Raw genomic sequence first — 19,329 nt, 5'->3', positions numbered from 1 at the left:
TCTCTAGTTGATGTCGACTTTTTTGCCGTCGATATCCACTACTTTGGTGCCGACGATCTTGATTGATTTGCTGACGATGCTGATTTTGTTTTTATCAATCAGAATCATAGAACTGCCGACTTGTATGGTAATTTTCTTGCCTGCGGACAGGGTGATGTTTCGACCTGCATTGAGACCGATGTTCATACCGGCGTTGAGACCCATCACCAAGCCGACGCTATGCATTTCTGCACCGACGACATTAGTCATCCAGCCTGCACCGACGTTCAGCATATAGCCGGCACCGATGTTGGTCATCTGACCGATGCCGACATTGTTCATACCGTTCAGGCTGACGGTTTCCTGTTTGTTGCCGCCGATACTGCTGACTTCGTTGGCAACAACAGTCTTGTTGCGGTTGGCACCGACGGTCAGCGCTTGGTTTTTGCCGACAGCAACGTTCTGATCTTGTCCGACAGTCAACGCTTGGCTCTGACCTATGCCTACTTTTTCATTCAAGCCAACAGAACGGCTGCGGTTTTTACCCACATTGACGCTTTGGTCTTTACCTACGCTGGTACTTTGGTTGTCACCAACACTAATACTTTGGTTTTGGGTAATGCTGGAGGTCTCGTTTTGACCCACCGATTTGGTACGGTTTTGGGTAATTGAAGCCGTTTCGTTTTTTTGGACGGTTTTGGCCCGATCGCCCACTACTGTTACGGTTTCATTGTTCCCGATTGTGGTGGTACGGTCGTTGTTAACGTTGCGGGTTTCGTTATTTTTAACCAGCGAGGTCAGGTCTTTTTGCGCTTGGAAATTGACCATCTCGGAACCGGCAGTATCGTTGAACATCAGTTCATTGAAGTTGGCAAGTGGAGAGTTGAAGCTCTTACTTTTGATACCTGACTGCTTGGCCGCAGCAGGAAAGCCCCATGGTGGTGACATTGCGCTGTTGTACAGGCGACCCAATACAATCGGTCGGTCGGCATCGCCGTTGATGAAGTCAACCAATACTTCTTCACCGATACGCGGGGTGTTGATAGAACCATATCCCGCGCCGGCAGAACCTTGTGTTACGCGAACCCAGTTGGAGCTGTTTTCATCCATTTTGCCGTAGCGGTCCCAATGGAACTGGACTTTAATATCGCCATACTCGTTGGTATAAACCTCTTCTCCGGCAGGACCTGTTACTGTCGCCGCTTGTGTGCCTAAAACTTTGGGTTTTGGCGTTTTAAGGGGAGGGCGGTATGGGTAGGATTTGGGCAATACGCGGAATGAAATTCTGAATTTGCCGATACGATCGCCGGTAGTATAGCCGGCTTCTTCAAAATCATAGTCTGCTTTCAGAATGGTGTATTCGGTATTGGATGACGAGTGCGGGTGCTTACTCAGTGTAAATGTATAACCCGGAGCCACTGTCAATGCAGTGCCTGAACCGGTAATGATCTTGGTTTGGCTTTTCAGATCTTCACTGCGTACCTGACTGTAATTTTGCGCTTCGGAAACATCGCTAAAGCCGGTATAAAAATCATAATGTTCCATAGGAACAGAACTGAAATCGTGAACCGAATCGGAGGACTTCATCGGAACTTTAGCGTTTTTATAATTGTATTCCTGAGTCACGAACTGGCTGGATTTCAAGGCATCCCGTTCTTCCCATACGTCGATATAGGCGATGTTGGGTGCTCCGGGTGCAGTATTTTTGGAATGGTAAGGAATGTTAGGAGAAGAGATGGCTTCCAGAATACTGACATCATCAGCAATAACCAGCTCGTGCGAACCGTTGCTGTGGGTAAAGTAATAGTAGATGCCTTCCTGTTCAAATAGGCGGCTCAGGAAGTCAAAACTGTTTTCCTGATATTGGACACAAAAGCCCCTTGTACGATAGCTTTTTTGGCATTTTACTTGGAAAGGGAATCCGAACGGGGACAAGACTTCATTGGTAATATCCAGAACAGACTTATCGACAAATACCCTGCTATCGGTGTTCTGCGTGAGGTACCACATAAACGGACGGGCTGTGCAGGTATAGGCATGATAGTCTTCTTCATCTTCATCTTCGCCGATATAGCCGAAGTCAGTCACCAAACCGTTCAAATAGCGCGGACTGCCTGCTTCTGTATCAATTTCCAATGTTATAGGCTGACCGATAATATCTTTGCCTTGTAAATTGGAATCTTTGGAAACTAAAGTGATATTAAACTCAAAAAGGTTTGAAACAAATTCGGTTCCAAGCATTTTTTTGAATAATAGTTGTGATCCCAAAGGTGTATGAGCAACGACTGTTCTATTCATTTCGGGAAATTCCTTGTTTACATTAAAAACCAATTTCGCTTCAGTGTCAGATTTTCTATTTTTCAATCACACACAGGACTGTGGCAGAAACTTGTTGGAATATGTGATTTCAGACGACCTGCTTACATTCGTACTACGACCTTCAAACGCACTGAAAATTCCTTAATTTATTTAAATTAAAGGGGTTGAAGGCTGTAGAAGTAGTAAATTCAAGCACAACGTTTTTGCCTTGGATGTTGTATTCGACAACGGTAGTGTTTCCTGTTTGACGAATGATTTTTCCTTTTTCAATCAGACGGAATATCGACCATGGTCCGGTTGAGCTGATACCCGCACTATTGATTTGCGGAGAGGAAACATCGATTTTTGCCAAGGCATTTTCTTCTTTTGAAGGCCAGGTAAAGGTTGCAGGATTGACTGGGCCATGACTGTATACATAGCTTTTCCCTGCATAAGAAACATTCACACTTTCCAGGCTGGAATCAAGGAGCAAGACCTTGACTGTAAAGTCAAAAGTAGGCGTTTCAGATCCTTTGTCGAAATATCCTTGTCGGATTGTTGCAATGTCGTTCAGTTTGGAAAAACGGTCTTTAAATGCGCTGTTTTTGGCCGTTAATGTTTCCAGTTTCTCTGAACGCGCCAATACGGCGGCCTCCCCTGACAAATTGGTAAACTTGCTGTACATGCCGTTTGGACCAAATATATTGCTGAAGCTTTCCAAGGCAACATTGGTCTCAGAACCTCTATCAAAAGGGTAGCCCTGTTGATGTATTTCTTGGCAACTGTTTGTTACGGTTGCCAACTGTTTTTCCAAGGTGGACATAAGTTTTTCATCGACAATCTTGTCGGTGTTTTTCAAAATAATCTCAGAAAAACTGTCTAACATTGGGCGGAAGGGCATAGGAAGCCGGTTTACTTCAGCTTTGTATTTCACAAACGGATCATCAGGAGGTAAATCTACGCCTTTTTCAACTGCAACATTAACGGCAACCAAATAAACGTACAGATCATTAATGGCTTCAGTAACGCTGTTAATAGCCGGAGGTTGATCGTTTGTGGTTTCAGTTAAGCTATGGAAATCTGCAAAAGCATCATCAACAGGAGTGGCCAGTTTCAAAGCAGCCAATTCATTTTTCACATTGGCCTCTCCTTCAGCGTCTAAAAGCTTTGACAGACCTGCTCTATTTAACCAGTCGGCAATTTTACTGTCTGCTTTATCGGTTATCTTTTTATCAATGGTGAGCGTCGTGTTGTCACTGATACCTTTGATAATGTTAACCAAGGGTGAATTTTTCTCTGACAAAAGCTTGGCAATCTGAATACTTTCTCGAGATGATTTAGGTACAACCAATGACAAATCAGACAAATAGTTATTCCATGCCTTGATGTAATTGCTGAAATAAAGCTTTTGAGCATCAGAAAGAACAGTAGCTTTACTTTGGCTTTGTGAGGCATAGCTACCCAATACCCAGTTGTCTTCATTAAAAAATTGTTCTGCCGATTTAACCATAGCAGGTAATACTTTGGTAATGTAGGCTTCTTTGGTATAAATGAAGTTAATAGGCTCTTTTAAAGCTCTACCAGTTTTACGACGGAATAATAAGTGGCTTTGCACGCCGCCCATACTTGAAAGAGAAACAGGTGTGATTCCTTCTTTGCCTGAGAGAGTAACAGTATTGATGGTATCCTCCAGCACCATAGTTGCAATATCTCTTTGGGCAATTTCTTGTCTACGACGTTCAACCAATGCTTCATCATAGGGTACGCTAGGAGTAATGCTTTGCTTGGAAAGAATCTGGTTTAAAGCTTTTTCAACAGATTTTTTCTGTTGGTCGCTCATGCCTGAAGATTCTGCTTTAGACAAATTAGTCATCAGCCAGTTTTGCATAAAAGCGGCATCAAAATGGTCTTTGTCATACATCATCAGATAAGCTTTTAAAGCATTGTAGCCATTAACTCCGTCTGAGCCGCTGGTTGTACGCAGAAGTTCATCTAATTTAAAGCTAATCAAAGGCATCACGTTGTCTTGCAGGATTCTGCGGTAGGCAGATTCCCCTACATCTTCCATTTGCCCGCCTTGGTAAAGACCCATACGATAGCTGAGGGGAGGGGAAGACAGATCAGGAATCTCTTTGCTGCTGGTCGTATCTTTGACATTTTCTGCAAATGTTACCGCTTTAAGCAGATCGGGTGCTTCAGTGTATTGCTTGGCCTCTTGACCCAGTTTGGTTGCTTTATCGCCAACCTGATCAAGATATGAGCGATTATTTGAGTAACTGTTTAGCATCATGGCTAAGCAAGCAGCAACTATGGTGACAATGGCTCCAATGCCTAACCAATAGAGCATTTGTTTTTTGACAAACCAAGATTTATTTTCTCCAGCCAAGTTTGCTTCGCTAAGGATAACGTCAGAAAACAGTCTGTTCAGGAAAAAGCTTCGCTCGTTGTTTTGAGTTTTGGTTCGGTCTGAATCCAAGTATTTTTTCGATAATTGGAAATCATTTTGCAAGCCATCCAAGATAGGATTGAAATGTTGTCCCGTTTGGGTGCCGCTTGAAAAATAAACACCTCTCCAGGAAATAGGTTGTTCAAATTTTGAAGATTTAGATAGCTCTTTAAATAGAGAAAGTACCGCCTGATTAAGACGTTCAAATTCTTCAGGAAAAGCAAAAGCTGCGGCTTTATCTTCAGAAGATTCCAATTGGTGAATAGTGCCCAGCATAGAGGAGCGCAATTTATCCACAACTTCTGATAAAGCGTTGGAAGCAGTGGCAATAGGAGTTTCCATTCCTTCCGTATCAGAAAGAGAAATTCCCAGATATTGATTTCTTTGTTCTTCAGTCAGATGATCAAAGAATTTGTCAAAACCATGCAGTAAATCCAGTTTAGTTATCATGAGATAAACGGGGAAATGTATACCTAATTTAGTATGCATCTCATGGATTCTTTTGCGAAGCTCTGCAGAAATTTCGGGAATATTGGTTTTACCTCCTAAAAGATCATCTACTCCTACGGTAACCAATACACCGTTGATAGGTTGTTTGGGGCGGTAACGCTTCAACAGAGAGACAAATTCTTCCCAGTCGCTGGAGTCTTTATTACTGTGGTTGTCATGTAAAGACAATCTGCCCGCAGTATCGAGAAGTACAATTTCATCCGATAAAAACCAATCGCAATCACGCGTTCCTGCCAAGCCACTTACAGATGTTCCTAAAGTGCTTTCTAGGGGGAAGTTGAGACCGGAACGTTTTAACGCTGTTGTTTTACCGGAGCCGGCAGCACCTAAAACAACATACCACGGCATTTGATAAAGATACTGACCTTCTTCCAATCTCGCCAATAAACTATTTTTAGATTTGGAGAATTTAGCGTTTTTCAGTACTTTATCCATTTCAGCAAACTGACGGCTCATTGAGCTAACATCACTTGCATTTTTTAAGATAGGTTCTTGCGCTGCGCGAATTTCCTTCAGTAAGGCAGCGTTGCGGCGTGACTCACGATATTGGCGAAATATAGCTTTAGCCAACCAAATGCCGACAATGGCGACACACACAGCAAGGCGAATGACCTTACTTTCTAAGGGACGAATTTCACCTATGGAAATCAGTGGGCCGATAAACCATACCAATATAATCAGACCGGCGATACCCAACATTACCCATAAAGAACGGGAGCCTAGAAAATAAAGAATTTTTTTCATATTTGTTTTTCCGTATCAATCCAATTTCAGATTATTGATGTGTATTTACATCACTGTTTGGCTGAGTAGTTGAAGTATTGGTTTTTACTTCCACTGCTCTCCCCAGTTTAGGGCCGGTTCCCGTTGTGAATAGGGTTATTTCAACTCTTCGGTTTTTAGCTCTATTTTCCAAAGTATTATTTGGCGCAACAGGATCGGTCGAGCCACGTCCTTCGGAACGAATACGTGTTCCACCATTTTTGATGTAATTCAATAAAATTTCTTTTACTGCATCTGCCCGAGCCTGAGAGAGATGCCAATTAGATGGGAAGTTCAGACTCTGAATAGGTTTATCGTCAGTATATCCGGTCACTACGATTTGTCCTTCTACGCTATCCAAAGCTTGGCTGACTCTAGCTAGGACAGGGTAATACTGGTCTTGGATTTGCGCTGAACCAGACTCAAAAAGACCATCACCTAAAATAGTAACCGTACTTCTATCTTGGAAGTCTTCCACAGAGACTAGCTTTCTGGCGATTTCATTTTCCAATAAAGGCCGTAACCGAATGGTGCCTTGTGTTTCTTGCTGTTTGGCTGTGACAGGAGGAAGTTTGAGATTATTGACTTTTGTACTGGCGGTATCAAAATCATTACCTAAAGACCATTGCATAGCAAAGTAGCCTATTCCCAAGACAACAGCTCCTAAAACACCTACTACCCATAAAGGAATAGTAAGTCTCTGTTTTCTTTGGATGGTATTGGTAATAATTGGATTGTGTTTGAAAAGCTCAGCAGTTTGATCCGGCCGTTTGCTGTGAATTAAGGCAAGCAAATCTCTCTTAATCTTGTCAATTTCGAGTTCGCCACTGTTTAATACTTGATACTTGCCTTTGTAGCCGAATTGCAAACATAAGTACATGAACTCTAATAAATCAATATTTTTATCCGGATCCTGCTTTAGATTTTGAATAATCTCAAAAAAACGCTCTCCTCCCCATGTTTCGTCATAGAAAGATACTAGCAGGCTGTTTTTGGACCAAGTTTCATCTGCCCAACCCGCACGAACAGCTAATTCATCTACGAAAGTACATAGGCAGTATTTTGCGGCCTGGATAGCGTCGTACCTTGCTCCATTTTTTTCAGCATTTTCTTCAAAATTATTGATTAGGATAGAAAATTTGTTGATCAAACTGTCAGTAGACAATTGACTGGTAGTTTGTTGCATCGCATTGACTAAGATAAAAACTGGTTTGGCAGCCTCAATCAAAGGGTTATAAATATTTGCGATGCTGTGTGCAGCATTATTCTGGTTATCCATAATGAAATTCCAAATTAAACTAAATTAACTTAAAGACTTAATTGCCCAAAATTCAACATCTAAATTCGGAAAATTACCGGCTAAATGGAAGGCCATGCCTGATGAAGTATCAAACATGTCCCACAACTCGTGCTTTTTGTCCAATTCAAAATAGACATAACCGCTGTGGTATGGCAATTCTCTTGGTGCAACAGATAAAGCGTGCACCCTAATTCCAGGCAGGTGGTAAGCAACCAATTCTTTTACTTTTTCCACGGTACCTATTTTTACTACGCTAGGAATTTTTTGGCGCAGTGCTTCGTTCGGCATATCGGCTTTAATCGCAAGAACAAATGAAGCTTTGTCCAGTAAACTTTGGTCTGGTGTTTGAGCAACGCGAGTCGCTTCATCACGCATATCAAGCGGAATCCTAATCGCTCGTTGTTCAAGTACGATAGATAATGATTTACGTAAATTGAAAAATAACTTACCGAAACATGAGGTTAGGTCATTATGCTCATATACTGGGATATCACCTACTTTGCGAGAAGGCAGGAAGGTCATTAAATCAGCACATAGTTTGGATAAATTAATAAATAATTGTTCAGGGTGTGTTTGTCGTGCGCCTTCATTTTCGTGATGCAAATATGCCAAATATCGATTAATGGTTTGAAGCATCATGAAGTCCATAACTTCAACAGAGCCGCCGGTATTAGGATCATTCACAGCATTAGCCAAGCTATTGCTTTTTTGCATCAATAAACCATAGATCTCTGAAATATAAGCCTTTAGATGCTGTTGCTTTTGACTTCCGAGACAAGGCGGAATATATGATTCGTCCAGAATGATTTCAAAGTCCGCAGAGCTGGAACGGATGAGAGCAATGGGCAGGGCAGTTTGTCCGCTGGTTAAGTCGTTTTCTAAAACTAACATCGGATTAAGATCTGCTAGTGTTACCTGACGACCATCTAATTCAGTATTTGTAGTGTCTGCTAGAGTTTTATTAAAAGCTTTGTAGCGACATGAGTCTGAAGAGTCCTGATTTGGAAAATAAATCTCATTATTTACAGAAGAAGGCAGAGAGACAGCTAGGCAGATTTTGGTGTCTTTAATATTTGCAGGAACTTTTAGAGTCAGATTTTCGAGCTGTTTTTGCGAGAACAAAAATACAGAGCCATCGGGAAAAACCCCTTCTGCTTCACTAATACTAATTACCCCCCGTTTGAGGCTGTCTGAATTTAATACCAGCGAAGAGAATCCCCAAAAATGCCCCTCTTGAGAAACGGCTAATTGGCGTAGGCCGGATTCAAGATAACGTTCAAATTGCTGGAAATGTTGAGGAGTAATAAAGATACCCTCTGACCAGACTACTTTCGCTTCTATTGCCATGTCTTCATCCTTAATTTTTTAGTTATTATTTTTCTTCACGGAAAATACCTTTACTAAGGTCATTATCGTATTTACGAATTTTTCCATTTTCTTTAATTTGTTTATTGTCAGGGTGTCGCTCTTTGTATTCTTTTAACATATCCTTCATTTCTGACTTTGATAATTGAGTTAATTTATTTTTACCAATATTTACATAAAAATAATGCTTGCCGAATTGATACCATCGTTTTTTCTGTTTTAACAATACCAATTGCCATTGACTGTTATCCAAATCTCGATAACTCGCGACTACACCTAAATATTTCAGGTGGGAATCCATTTTAATTGGCAATATGGTAACCGTATCAGGATGTAGCATGAATTGGTTCTGCTGGATTAATTTTTCACCTAAATTTTCTTTGGCATTGTTGGTAAGTTCAAAATAATTTGATTTTTTGAACTCCCCGTCAGAAGACAATTGATATAAATCCAGTCTGATGGGAGAAGGTTGGCCAATTATATTAGGGTTCGAATCAGGAGAAACTATGATTTGTACATCAATTTTTTCCCCACTCTCATCAGATTCTTTAGGGGGTTTATGGTCGGAAGCACATGAGCTTACCATTAAGGATATCATTAAGAATGATATATATTTTATTAGTTGTTTATGCATCTTAATTCGCCTTTAGATTGATAAATATTGGTACAAACAATAAATACTTCCAATGAAATATGTAATAACAGGGGAATAAATGGGTGTATTTTAATTAGAAAGACTAAATTTTCTGATTTAGCATGGAATTATAAGGTATTTTTCTTGCGAAGTTTATATTTATATTGATAAGTAAAGTCATGATTACTTGCATCAATATTTACGCTTAAAACTTGTTTGCCTTGAGTTGCACAAGTAAGCAGTTCCCGACTGATTTGCGGTAAAACAGTATTGGTCAGAATCGCATCGATCATGCGACCACCTGACTCAACTTCTGTGCAGCGCGAAGTAATCAGTTTTAGCACTTCAGGCGTGTAGTGTAGGTCGATACCGTGGTTATCTTTAATTCGATCTACGATACGGCCTAATTGCAATTCCACAATTTTTGAGAGCATATCGTCAGATAGCGGATAGTAAGGAATCACCTGCATACGGCCTAATAGCGCGGCAGGGAAAGTTTTCAGCATAGGGGCGCGTAAGGCTTTGGTTAAACCTTCTGGAGTAGGCAGCATTTCAGGGTCGTCACACATATCCATAATCAAATCTGTGCCCACATTGGTGGTCAGGATAATAATGGTGTTTTTGAAATCGATATAACGGCCTTCGCCATCTTCCATCCAGCCTTTGTCGAATACTTGGAAAAAGATTTCATGCACATCCGGATGTGCTTTTTCTACTTCATCAAGCAAGATGACGCTATAAGGTTTGCGTCGCACGGCTTCGGTCAGTACGCCGCCTTCACCATAACCGACATAGCCCGGGGGCGCGCCTTTCAGGGTGGATACGGTATGAGCTTCCTGATATTCACTCATATTGATGGTAATTACGTTTTGTTCACCGCCGTACAATGTATCAGCCAGAGCCAATGCCGTTTCGGTTTTACCCACGCCGGAAGGACCTGCCAACATGAAAACGCCGATAGGTTTGTTGGGGTTATCCAGATTCGCACGTGATGTTTGGATACGACGGGCGATTGCATCCAAACCGTGTCGTTGGCCAATGATGCGTTTGTTTAAAGTATCGGCAAGTTGCAAGACGGCCTCAACTTCGTCTTTCATCATTTTGCCAACGGGAATACCTGTCCAGTCAGCCACAACGTCGGCAACGGTACGGCTGTCCACTAAGGGCATAACCAGCGGTTGGATGCCTTGCAGTTTTTTCAGTTTGTTAACCAACTCTTTTTGGCGGGTATGCAGCTGCTTGGTTTCTTTCTCAGCCGTTCCTTCTTCCGCTTGCATGATTTGTTCACGTACCTCTAACAGCTCAGTAACCAAGTCTGCTTCAGATTTCCATCTGTCTTCTAATTTTTTCAGACGACCTTCGACTTCAGTTAATTCTTTGCCGATATTGGTTATCCGTGTTTCAGAATCGAAACTGAGTTTTTTCTCACGTTCCAAATTTGCTTGTTCAAGTTTTAATGCCTCGGATTTCTTCCGCAAAAATTCAATACTGCCGGGAACAGCATGCTGGCTGACTGCAACTCGTGCGCAGGCAGTATCAATCAAGCCGACAGCTTTATCGGGAAGTTGGCGTGCAGGGATGTAGCGGTGGGAAAGTTTCACGGCTGCCTGAATTGCTTCATCGAGAATAATCACGTTATGGTGTTTTTCCAAAGAAGCATTCAATGCCCTAAGCATGTTGATGGCTTTGTTTTCGTCGGGCTCATCCACTTGCACCACTTGGAAACGGCGGGTTAAGGCAGGGTCTTTTTCAAAGTATTTTTTGTACTCTGCCCATGTTGTCGCGCCGATGGTACGCAGTTTGCCTCGGGCCAGTGCAGGTTTGAGCAGGTTGGCTGCATCGCCCGTACCGGCTGCGCCGCCAGCACCGATCAAGGTATGGATTTCATCAATGAAGAGCACAATGGGAGTCGGGCTGGATTCCACTTCGTCCATAACCGCTCTAAGGCGTGATTCAAATTCTCCACTGACGCTGGCACCGGCTTTGAGCAAACCGATATCCAGCAGGATTAATTGAACGTCTTTCAATGCAGGCGGAACATCTCCGGCAGCCAAACGCAATGCCAATGCTTCGACTACGGCTGTCTTACCGACACCAGCTTCACCTGTGAGAATCGGATTGTTTTGACGGCGGCGCATCAGGATGTCGATCATTTGTCTGATTTCGGCATCGCGACCGGTAAGAGGATCTATTTCGCCATTCTTTGCCTTTTCAGTGAGATTGCTGCCGTATTTGGCCAAGGCACTTTCTTTGTGGGTAGCATTAGGCTCCGAAGATAAGGCGTTTTGGGTAACATCGAGATTTTCTTCAGAGTTCGCAGTAATAGCGACAATGTTGTTTGCCAATGTTTCAGGTTTGATTTTGAGGAACTCGGATGAAATATTGGCCACAATGCTCTGTAAAGTTTTATTTTCGAGAATGGTATAGAAAATGTGAGCAGTACGGATTTTGTCGGTACCGAATTTGAGCGAGCTGTATGTCCAAGTTTGCTCGACAAGGGTTTGGATATGTTCGGAAAAATCGATAACGGCAGTCGAGCCGGCGGGAAGTTTTTCAACTGCTGTTAATACATCTTTGCGGACTCTGGCTTCGTCTAAATTAAAACTGTTGATCAGACAGAAGATGTCGGTTTTCTCGGTTTGCAGAAGAGAATGAAGCCAATGAACCAACTCAACGTAGCTGTTTTCACGAAGACGGCAGAAGGTGTAGGCATTTTCCAGAGTTTTATACAAGGTGGTATTCAACTTGCCAAATAATACGCTGCGGCTGATGTTTGACATGATGTGTCCTTAATTGAGTTATTCCAAGTATGTCTAAAAATAGTTTGAAAGAAGCTTTTTCCGACAAAGGGGTCGTCTGAAAAAGCTGTTTAATGGTTGCTGACGATCAAGTCTTCAGCATCACGGGAAACATTTCCCAGCCAAGTTGTTAAGCCGAGTTGTGTTTGTCCACCTAAGTCCATGAGCGGTATTTCTTTTTGCATTAAAACAGGCTGTATATCCCATTCATATTCATCTGCGGCAAACAGCCGTACCCACTCGCGTAAACGGGCGGTATTGATACCGTCTTTGAAGAATGATCGGTAAGCGGGCAGGTTAAGCGGACCGATGATGATGCGGAATTTACTTTGAACATCATAAAGCTTGTCACCCAGCAGCAAGCCATCTCCCAAGGTATAGTTGCCCATGATGCCGATTTGCGTTTTTTCTTCCGAAACCTCAACCCAGTATCCGACATTGGTTTGAATGGTAACGGGGACTTTGAAATAACGGTTGAGTAATTGTTGAAGATTGGCTGTCGAACGGCTTTGCTTCATCAGTAGGCCGGCAAAATAACGCTTGGCAAATTCGTGGATTAAGCCTTTGTTATGTATGGCCGGTGTATCCAGCCCATTAAAGCTGGCGATATATTTCCCAAAACGGTCTTCAGCATTTTTGTCTAAAGAAGTAATGCTTTGAGCGTTGGCCCATGCCCGATAGAACAAGACAGCCAAACGGTGTTGCAACATATTGGCAAAACCGGTCCATGTTCGGTCGCCGTGTTGGTGTTGACGCTCATAGGCATATTCAGTCAAATGCAAGGGCAGGGGGCCGGATGGACCGAACAAACCGAATCCGTTGATGGAAATTTCCACATAACGCGGCGATAGGGCAACCGATTGGATGTTGCGCGGAGCAAAAATAAGTGATGGCTCTTGGCGAATCCTTATTTTCTCCATTTTGGGGCTGACGGCTTTGCCTAATAATTTTCCGCCAGTAACAAATTTGACGGATTCAAGCTGGCGCAAGAGTGAAAAATAATCGTATTTATAGGGCTGGGAGGCGATTTTGTTTAAAAAGCCAGTCAGTTTTTCGTCCCATGTATCGTCCAATGCGTCGCCAAAATCTGTTTGAGCGTTAACCGGACTCATACGATTACCCTCTCTCCAACAGCAGTCGGCCAAGTAGCCATATGTCCTTGTTGGAGCGTGTCAATTTGAAGCTGTATGAATGAGTTAATCGACACCAAACGTTGGAAGTAATGGTTTAAAACCGAGCCGAATAGGAAGGGATGGATACCGCCCAATTGCGCTTCATCCAGCGTAACCGTGATTTTGATGCCTCGAACAGGTGCTGCAACTCCGTAATGACGGACTACCTTGTTCACAATGGAAGTCTCAACACGTGTAATCGATTCAATCTGTTTTTTCAGCAAATCATTTTCGGAAGAAACAAACACCATTAAAAGCTCTTTTAAGGTGACGGGTGCATCTTCTTGGTCGATGTTTAATAATGACAGATAGTTCAAGCTTAATTGGTTTAAAAACGACCAAAGCGTTCGATCCTCACTCACAGCCGCTTGAGGACGTGTTAACTTAGAAATCAGCTTGATAGAGTTAACCGGCAGGAAGCCTTCAATCAGGAAATCAGACTCTCCGTCGCGCGGCATCATCAGTGGCAAATCCCTGCTGGTACACCAAGCATCTACGGAAAGATGTTGTATGCCAGAATTGAAGGCGTAATCCCGATTGTCGGCCAGAGACAAAAACACTTCACTGCCCAAGTAGGAAGAACGGAAGCCATTTTTAACAGAATTTTCTGATGGAACTCTGTCTGCACGCCGTGCTGAAAAATAAGCATGCTGAGTTTGGGCTTCGGGGAAGAGTCCCATATCCGGCGCTTTGTACATCGGAGAAAATGCAACGGTTTGACGGTTGTTGGTGTCAAAACCTTTTACTTGTTCGATGGCGTAGACTTCATAATTCAAAGGCTGCGTACGGTCGATGATGACGTGGTGTTCCTGATCTTGGATATTTACAGGAAAGCGGGAGCTTTTTTTTCTGAATAGATTCACCACCGGCACCGCATTGACAGAAAAATCCTCTACGCCGATCAGTTCTGTCAATTCAGGTATTTTGTTGCTGAATAAAAATGAAAGACTGAAATAGCGTTTGCGGTAAGTAATGATTTTTTTATTGACGCCCTTATCATTTACGATTTCTTCCAAATGTTCGGGCACTTTGGGTAAATGTCCGTCATTCTCAGCCTGACGGACAGCCTGTTTGATATCTTTTTGAGCGATAAACAGGAATTTTTCCGGCAGACGCGCGTATTCCTGCATAATCCTGAATGCACTGACGGATTTGTCCAAATTAAACGATAAGGCTTCATCTTCCCGAAATCCCCGATGTTCCGGTTTGGAGGACAACGGGTAATACCATTGTTTGGGGTTCTCATAACTGTGGCAAACGACGCCTACGCATTCTGAGGCCAGTAAAAACAGCAGTGCAGATGACTTAGAAAGCTCCGTACCTAAAAACACAGATAATTCATCCGGCAACATTTCCGAACATGCGCCCGGTACGCTGAGCGAGAAGTCCAAACGTAAGGCAGATTGCACTTTTTTCCCGGCAGATGCTTTGAGCGCGGGAAGCGTACTTGGTAAATAGCCGAGCGAATCGGTATATTTGGCTTTTTCTATGCGTAAAGGTAGGATTTCAGTGGCTTTGGTTACGGAAAACGGGCAACTTACTTTGAATTCGTCGATGGGTAATGAGCGCAATACTCTGCCACGTTCCAGTAGATTGATCACGTCGGCGTTGTATTGACCGGTAGGTTCCAAATTGACAATAGCTGCCGCCGGTTTCTGATTGATGAAGTCAGGGTAAACGACTTCTAAGATTCTTTGTACGAAACGGGGATATTCCGCATCCAGCTTGAGCTGGGTGCGGGCAGTAAGAAAGCTTACACCTTCCAATAGCCTTTCGACATAAGGGTCGGGGATGTCGGTTGTATCCAGTGCCAAGCGGGAGGCGATTTTGGGGTATTGCTGTGCAAATTCCCTGCCCATTTCCTTCAGGAAGGTCAGTTCTTTATTGTAGTAAGACAATAACTTGTTATTCAAGACCTATTTCCCCCATCTAACAAGTCAAACAACCCGGTCTCAACATCCATACTGGTTCGTAGCAGGAACTCTTTGGGATAAGGATTGAGTTTCAGGTAACCTTTGACTTCAATAATAAGTTTGTTGTGTAAAGCATCGTCATCATCGTCTACGGTATTTACGATAACTTGCAGGGTTTTGCTTTCGAGACGTGGTTCGAAGTCGATGATGGCTTGTTTGATGTTTTGTTCTACGTTCTGCCATTCTATGTCGGAGAAATTCACTCCCGACAGGGGCGGTATGCCGTAATTGAGTGTGGAAGAGCGTACATTGACAGGCAGATCTTTCTCCATACTTTCCGCTTGCATGTTGCAGGTATTCAGTAAGTAAAGAATATCGCGCAGAACAGCCTGCCGATATTGATCAAGATTGATGACCTGATCTGGGCGTGCTTCTTTTTTCTTGCGCGGTTCTTCATCTGTCAGTCTGTCAAACAAAGAAGGCAGCAGTTGGTTTCTGAATTGCGACATGATTGATTGCGGTAGTCGGAGGATGGGTAAGGTTTAACGCTGTTGTCCGAATTTGATATTACGAATATCCAAGAGACCAAAATCATGGCTGTCGGTATACAGGGTTTTTTGACCCATGCCTGTAAAGAGCTGTTCGGCTACTTCTATCCAGTCTGTTTGCGAACAGTTCATCAACATATCCGACCATTCGGTTTCTGCGTCCGGTAAAACGGCATAGCGGGCGGGGCTGGTACATTGAATGCATTCGCCGTCGGTAAATTTGATTTCAGACGACCTCCAGATGATGTCGAGCAACGAGCTTGGTGCTTTAAAAGCTATACTTTCAATAGAGTCCCAAGTTTGCCAATAGTAGTGGCCTTGATAGAAGAATTCATAAACAAAAGCAGTACGTACGTCGCCATCCATAATCCAGTTGCTGTCGGTTTCGGCAACCGATTTATCTGCTAGAAGATAAGTGATGTGCGCTGGTGTACCGTTGATACAGTCGGATAAGGCTTCGTAGTCGGCAGTGAGGGCAGAGTTTTTTTTCTCTGCAACATGAGCAACTAAAGAGAGTTGTTTTTGAAGAATATCGAGTTTGCTGGCGTGCTGTTCCAGAGTTTTGGGTTTTTGCTGTGTTTCCAAGACTGCTTGACGACGCATTTCGGCAGAAATGTTTTCAATAAGGTAGAGCATCAGAGGCTTTTGAGTATCGGGAAACAGTTTTTGGTATTGCCCGATTTGCTTTAAAGCCTGTTCCCATTTGGCACTCAGACAGAGGTATTGAATCAATGCCAAACGATGTTCCTGATTGTCAGGATTTGAACGTACAAGCTCAATCATGTCCGTTAATTTAGTCTTCAAATCCATCCCAGCAACTCCTTATTTATTTGTATAAAGTGTGTAATAGTTGAAACCCGATTAACTTTTCAGGAGGACGGAGGTCGTCTGAAAAGTAAATTTATTGTAATAAAGCCTGACTTAAAACGCCTTTTAAGCCAGGTTTCTGCAGTTAAATGCGCATAGTGGTTATGCGGATTTGTTTTCTTTGATGTTGAAGGCCATTTGAACTTCAGCGCCTTTAGAACCTTTATCGGTTTGTTCCCAATATTGGTTTTTCACTTTGGCAGCTTGGAATGAATAACGCATTTTCAGCGCATCGTTGTCTTGTACACCGATGAATTTTACGCCGGTTACCAAGACATCTTCCAAAGTGGTGCGCGAATATTCGATCTGTTCACCACCGGCTTTGCATACGGAAATTTCTACTTTGCTCAAGTGTTGGCCGGTAGCACAGTTTTTCAGAATGGTCGGAGCGGCTTTATCAATAGCGGCAACTACGGTCAAGTCATTGAAATTGACTTTACCGGCACCACCGCCACCACCGCTGGTCATCGAACCAGGTTGCTCGGCACCCCAGTCAAAACTTTCGATGTTGGTCCAGTCTTTGTGGTTGGAATCTTTTGATTCGCCGTTAACACCTTCAACTTTCATGAACATATCAATAGCCATGTTTTTACTCTCCTTGTTAAAAGGTTAAAAAATTAAGGGATTCAACAACAGGGCATGAGCATGCCCACCTAAATAAACCAAACCCGACTATTCCTGTTTAGCCGAAGGCAGTTTGGAAACCAAGCGCAATGAAACGGTAAGGCCTTCGAGTTGGTAGTGCGGGCGCAGAAAGAATTTGGAAGTGTAATATCCGGGATTGTCTTCAACTTCTTCCACAACCACTTCGGCAGCGGCCAACGGTTTACGGGCTTTTGTTTCTTGAGTGGAGTTAATCGGGTCTCCATCTACATAATTCATAATCCATTCGTTTAGCCAACGTTCCATGTCTTCACGCTCGCGGAACGAACCGACTTTGTCGCGTACGATACATTTCAGATAGTGCGCGAAACGACAGCACGCAAACAGGTAAGGCAGACGCGCAGACAACCGGGCGTTGGCGGTAGCATCCGGATCATAATATTCAGACGGTTTATGCAGTGATTGAGCACCAATAAACGCGGCCAAGTCGGTATTTTTACGGTGAATCAACGGCATGAATCCCAATGCTGCCAATTCGGCCTCGCGGCGGTCACTGATGGCGATTTCGGTTGGACATTTCATATCCACGCCTCCGTCATCCGTCGGGAATGTGTGGCAGGGAAGGTTTTCAACGATACCGCCGGATTCCACGCCGCGGATTGAGGTACACCAACCATAATATTTGAATGAACGGTTAATATTTACCGCCATTGCATAAGCCGCATTGGCCCATGTGTATTTGTTGTGATCCGCGCCTTCAGTTTCTTCTTCGAAGTCAAACTCATCGACAGGATTTGTCGTGGCACCGTAAGGCAGACGGGACAAGAAACGTGGCAGGGCCAAACCGATATAACGCGAATCTTCGGAATCACGCAGGCTGCGCCATGGGGCATACTCGGCATTTTGGAAAATTTTGCTTAAATCACGAGGATTGGCCAATTCCTGCCAAGACTCCATCTGCATTAATTTGGGAGATGCGCCGGCAATAAATGGGCAGTGTGCGGCGGCAGCAATTTTTTCAAGACTATTGAGCATTTCTACATCGGGTGCAGAGTGGTCAAAATAGTAGTCGCCAATCAAACAGCCAAAAGGTTCGCCACCAAATTGACCGTATTCTTCTTCATAAACGCGTTTGAATAGGGGGCTTTGGTCCCAAGCAGTGCCTTTGAAGCGTTTTAAGTTGCGGGCAACTTCTTTTTTAGAAATGGGCAATACCTTGATTTTTAATAAAGTATCAGTTTCGGTGTTGGTAACCAAATGATGCAGGCCGCGCCATTCGCCTTCCAACTTTTGGAAATCTTCATGATGCAGAATCAGATTAATCTGTTCAGAGAGTTTTCTGTCGAGCTCGGCAATAATTGCTTCGATAGTTTGATAAGTGTCGTCTGAAATAGTAATGGCATTTTGTAAGGCCTGTTGGGCCAGTGTCGCCACAGCATTATTTACAGCGCTTTTAGCTTCTTCGGTTTTGGGTTTGAATTCTTTTTGCAGCAGCTGTTCAAATTCATTTGCGGCAAATACGCTTTTCGCGCCGCTATCCCCTTGGATATCTAATTGCTTTTCAGTCATGATTCACGCTCACTTTATTGATTTCATCTGAAATTACTGCTCGTCTTTGGGTGTCGCTTTAGGCGCAGCTGCAAGGCTTTTCAGCAGCTCGCTGTCTCCCAAGACTTTTCCGATTAATTCTTCAGCACCACTCTTACCATCCATATATGAAAGCAGGTTGGCAAGCTCTGTACGCGCTTGTAGGAGTTCGTTTAAAGGACCTACTTTTTTGGCGATTGCTGCCGGAGAGAAATCATCCATGCTTTCCAATTCAAGTTCTACATTCAAGTTGCCTTCCCCGGTAAGCGTGTTTTTGACATTAAATGCGACACGCGGTTTGAGGGCTTTCATGCGTTCATCGAAATTATCTACGTCAATTTCCAAAAATTTACGTTCGGCCAATTCAGGTAGCGGCTCTACGGGTTTACCGACCAAATCTGCCATCACACCCATAACGAATGGAAGCTCAATTTTTTTCTCAGAACCGTAAAGTTCTACATCGTACTCAATCTGTACGCGAGGTGCCCGGTTGCGGGCAATAAATTTTTGTCCGGATGATTTGTTTCGTGACATATTCAATGACCTT

13 protein-coding genes are annotated in these 19,329 nt (G+C 43.3%); all 13 read right to left on the bottom strand.

Going from position 1 to position 19,329, the window contains the following annotated elements; translation table 11 throughout:
• Positions 1-3 precede the first annotated feature (3 nt).
• The 13 genes from J7445_RS03945 to tssB all read right to left on the bottom strand — a co-directional run bounded on the left by J7445_RS03945 (position 4) and on the right by tssB (position 19,316).
• On the bottom strand, positions 4-2,277 hold the full coding sequence (locus J7445_RS03945; protein ID WP_070490957.1) for a type VI secretion system Vgr family protein: 2,274 nt from the start codon (positions 2,275-2,277) through the stop codon (positions 4-6).
• Between the two features lie 142 nt (positions 2,278-2,419).
• Positions 2,420-5,977, bottom strand: a complete 3,558-nt coding sequence (gene tssM / locus J7445_RS03940; RefSeq protein WP_049226882.1) for a type VI secretion system membrane subunit TssM — start codon at positions 5,975-5,977, stop codon at positions 2,420-2,422.
• A gap of 31 nt (positions 5,978-6,008) precedes the next feature.
• Positions 6,009-7,274 (bottom strand): type VI secretion system protein TssL, long form, encoded by a 1,266-nt coding sequence (tssL, locus tag J7445_RS03935; RefSeq protein WP_070490953.1) that lies wholly within the window; start codon positions 7,272-7,274, stop codon positions 6,009-6,011.
• Between the two features lie 24 nt (positions 7,275-7,298).
• A complete protein-coding gene (gene tssK, locus J7445_RS03930) occupies positions 7,299-8,642 on the bottom strand; it encodes a type VI secretion system baseplate subunit TssK (protein WP_070490951.1) in 1,344 nt (447 codons plus the stop codon).
• Between the two features lie 25 nt (positions 8,643-8,667).
• Complete coding sequence (gene tssJ / locus J7445_RS03925; protein ID WP_070490949.1) at positions 8,668-9,294, bottom strand: type VI secretion system lipoprotein TssJ; 627 nt, start codon at positions 9,292-9,294, stop codon at positions 8,668-8,670.
• Between the two features lie 128 nt (positions 9,295-9,422).
• Positions 9,423-12,074, bottom strand: coding sequence for a type VI secretion system ATPase TssH (gene tssH, locus J7445_RS03920; RefSeq protein ID WP_070490947.1), 2,652 nt, complete (start codon positions 12,072-12,074; stop codon positions 9,423-9,425).
• A gap of 89 nt (positions 12,075-12,163) precedes the next feature.
• A complete protein-coding gene (tssG, locus tag J7445_RS03915; protein ID WP_070655623.1) occupies positions 12,164-13,204 on the bottom strand; it encodes a type VI secretion system baseplate subunit TssG in 1,041 nt (346 codons plus the stop codon).
• Entirely contained in the window at positions 13,201-15,177 is a 1,977-nt protein-coding gene (locus tag J7445_RS03910) for a type VI secretion system baseplate subunit TssF (protein WP_070490943.1), read from the bottom strand. Before J7445_RS03910 ends, tssG begins: the two co-directional genes overlap by 4 nt.
• Positions 15,174-15,686, bottom strand: a complete 513-nt coding sequence (gene tssE, locus J7445_RS03905) for a type VI secretion system baseplate subunit TssE (RefSeq protein WP_070490941.1) — start codon at positions 15,684-15,686, stop codon at positions 15,174-15,176. The genes J7445_RS03910 and tssE overlap by 4 nt, the downstream gene beginning before the upstream one ends.
• Before the next feature lie 33 nt (positions 15,687-15,719).
• Positions 15,720-16,535 (bottom strand): type VI secretion system accessory protein TagJ, encoded by an 816-nt coding sequence (locus tag J7445_RS03900; protein ID WP_070490939.1) that lies wholly within the window; start codon positions 16,533-16,535, stop codon positions 15,720-15,722.
• A 159-nt stretch (positions 16,536-16,694) separates the two neighbouring features.
• Positions 16,695-17,177 (bottom strand): Hcp family type VI secretion system effector, encoded by a 483-nt coding sequence (locus J7445_RS03895; RefSeq protein ID WP_003761730.1) that lies wholly within the window; start codon positions 17,175-17,177, stop codon positions 16,695-16,697.
• A gap of 87 nt (positions 17,178-17,264) precedes the next feature.
• The gene (tssC, locus tag J7445_RS03890; protein WP_070490937.1) at positions 17,265-18,764 is read right to left on the bottom strand and encodes a type VI secretion system contractile sheath large subunit; all 1,500 of its coding nucleotides are present in this window, start codon (positions 18,762-18,764) and stop codon (positions 17,265-17,267) included.
• Between the two features lie 33 nt (positions 18,765-18,797).
• A complete protein-coding gene (tssB, locus tag J7445_RS03885) occupies positions 18,798-19,316 on the bottom strand; it encodes a type VI secretion system contractile sheath small subunit (RefSeq protein WP_049254633.1) in 519 nt (172 codons plus the stop codon).
• Positions 19,317-19,329: the final 13 nt, after the last annotated feature.

This window comes from Neisseria sicca (genome assembly GCF_017753665.1).
Classification (GTDB): domain Bacteria; phylum Pseudomonadota; class Gammaproteobacteria; order Burkholderiales; family Neisseriaceae; genus Neisseria; species Neisseria flava.
Note: the sequence above shows the minus strand (reverse complement) of the source record. Positions and strands in the feature narration are given on the sequence as shown.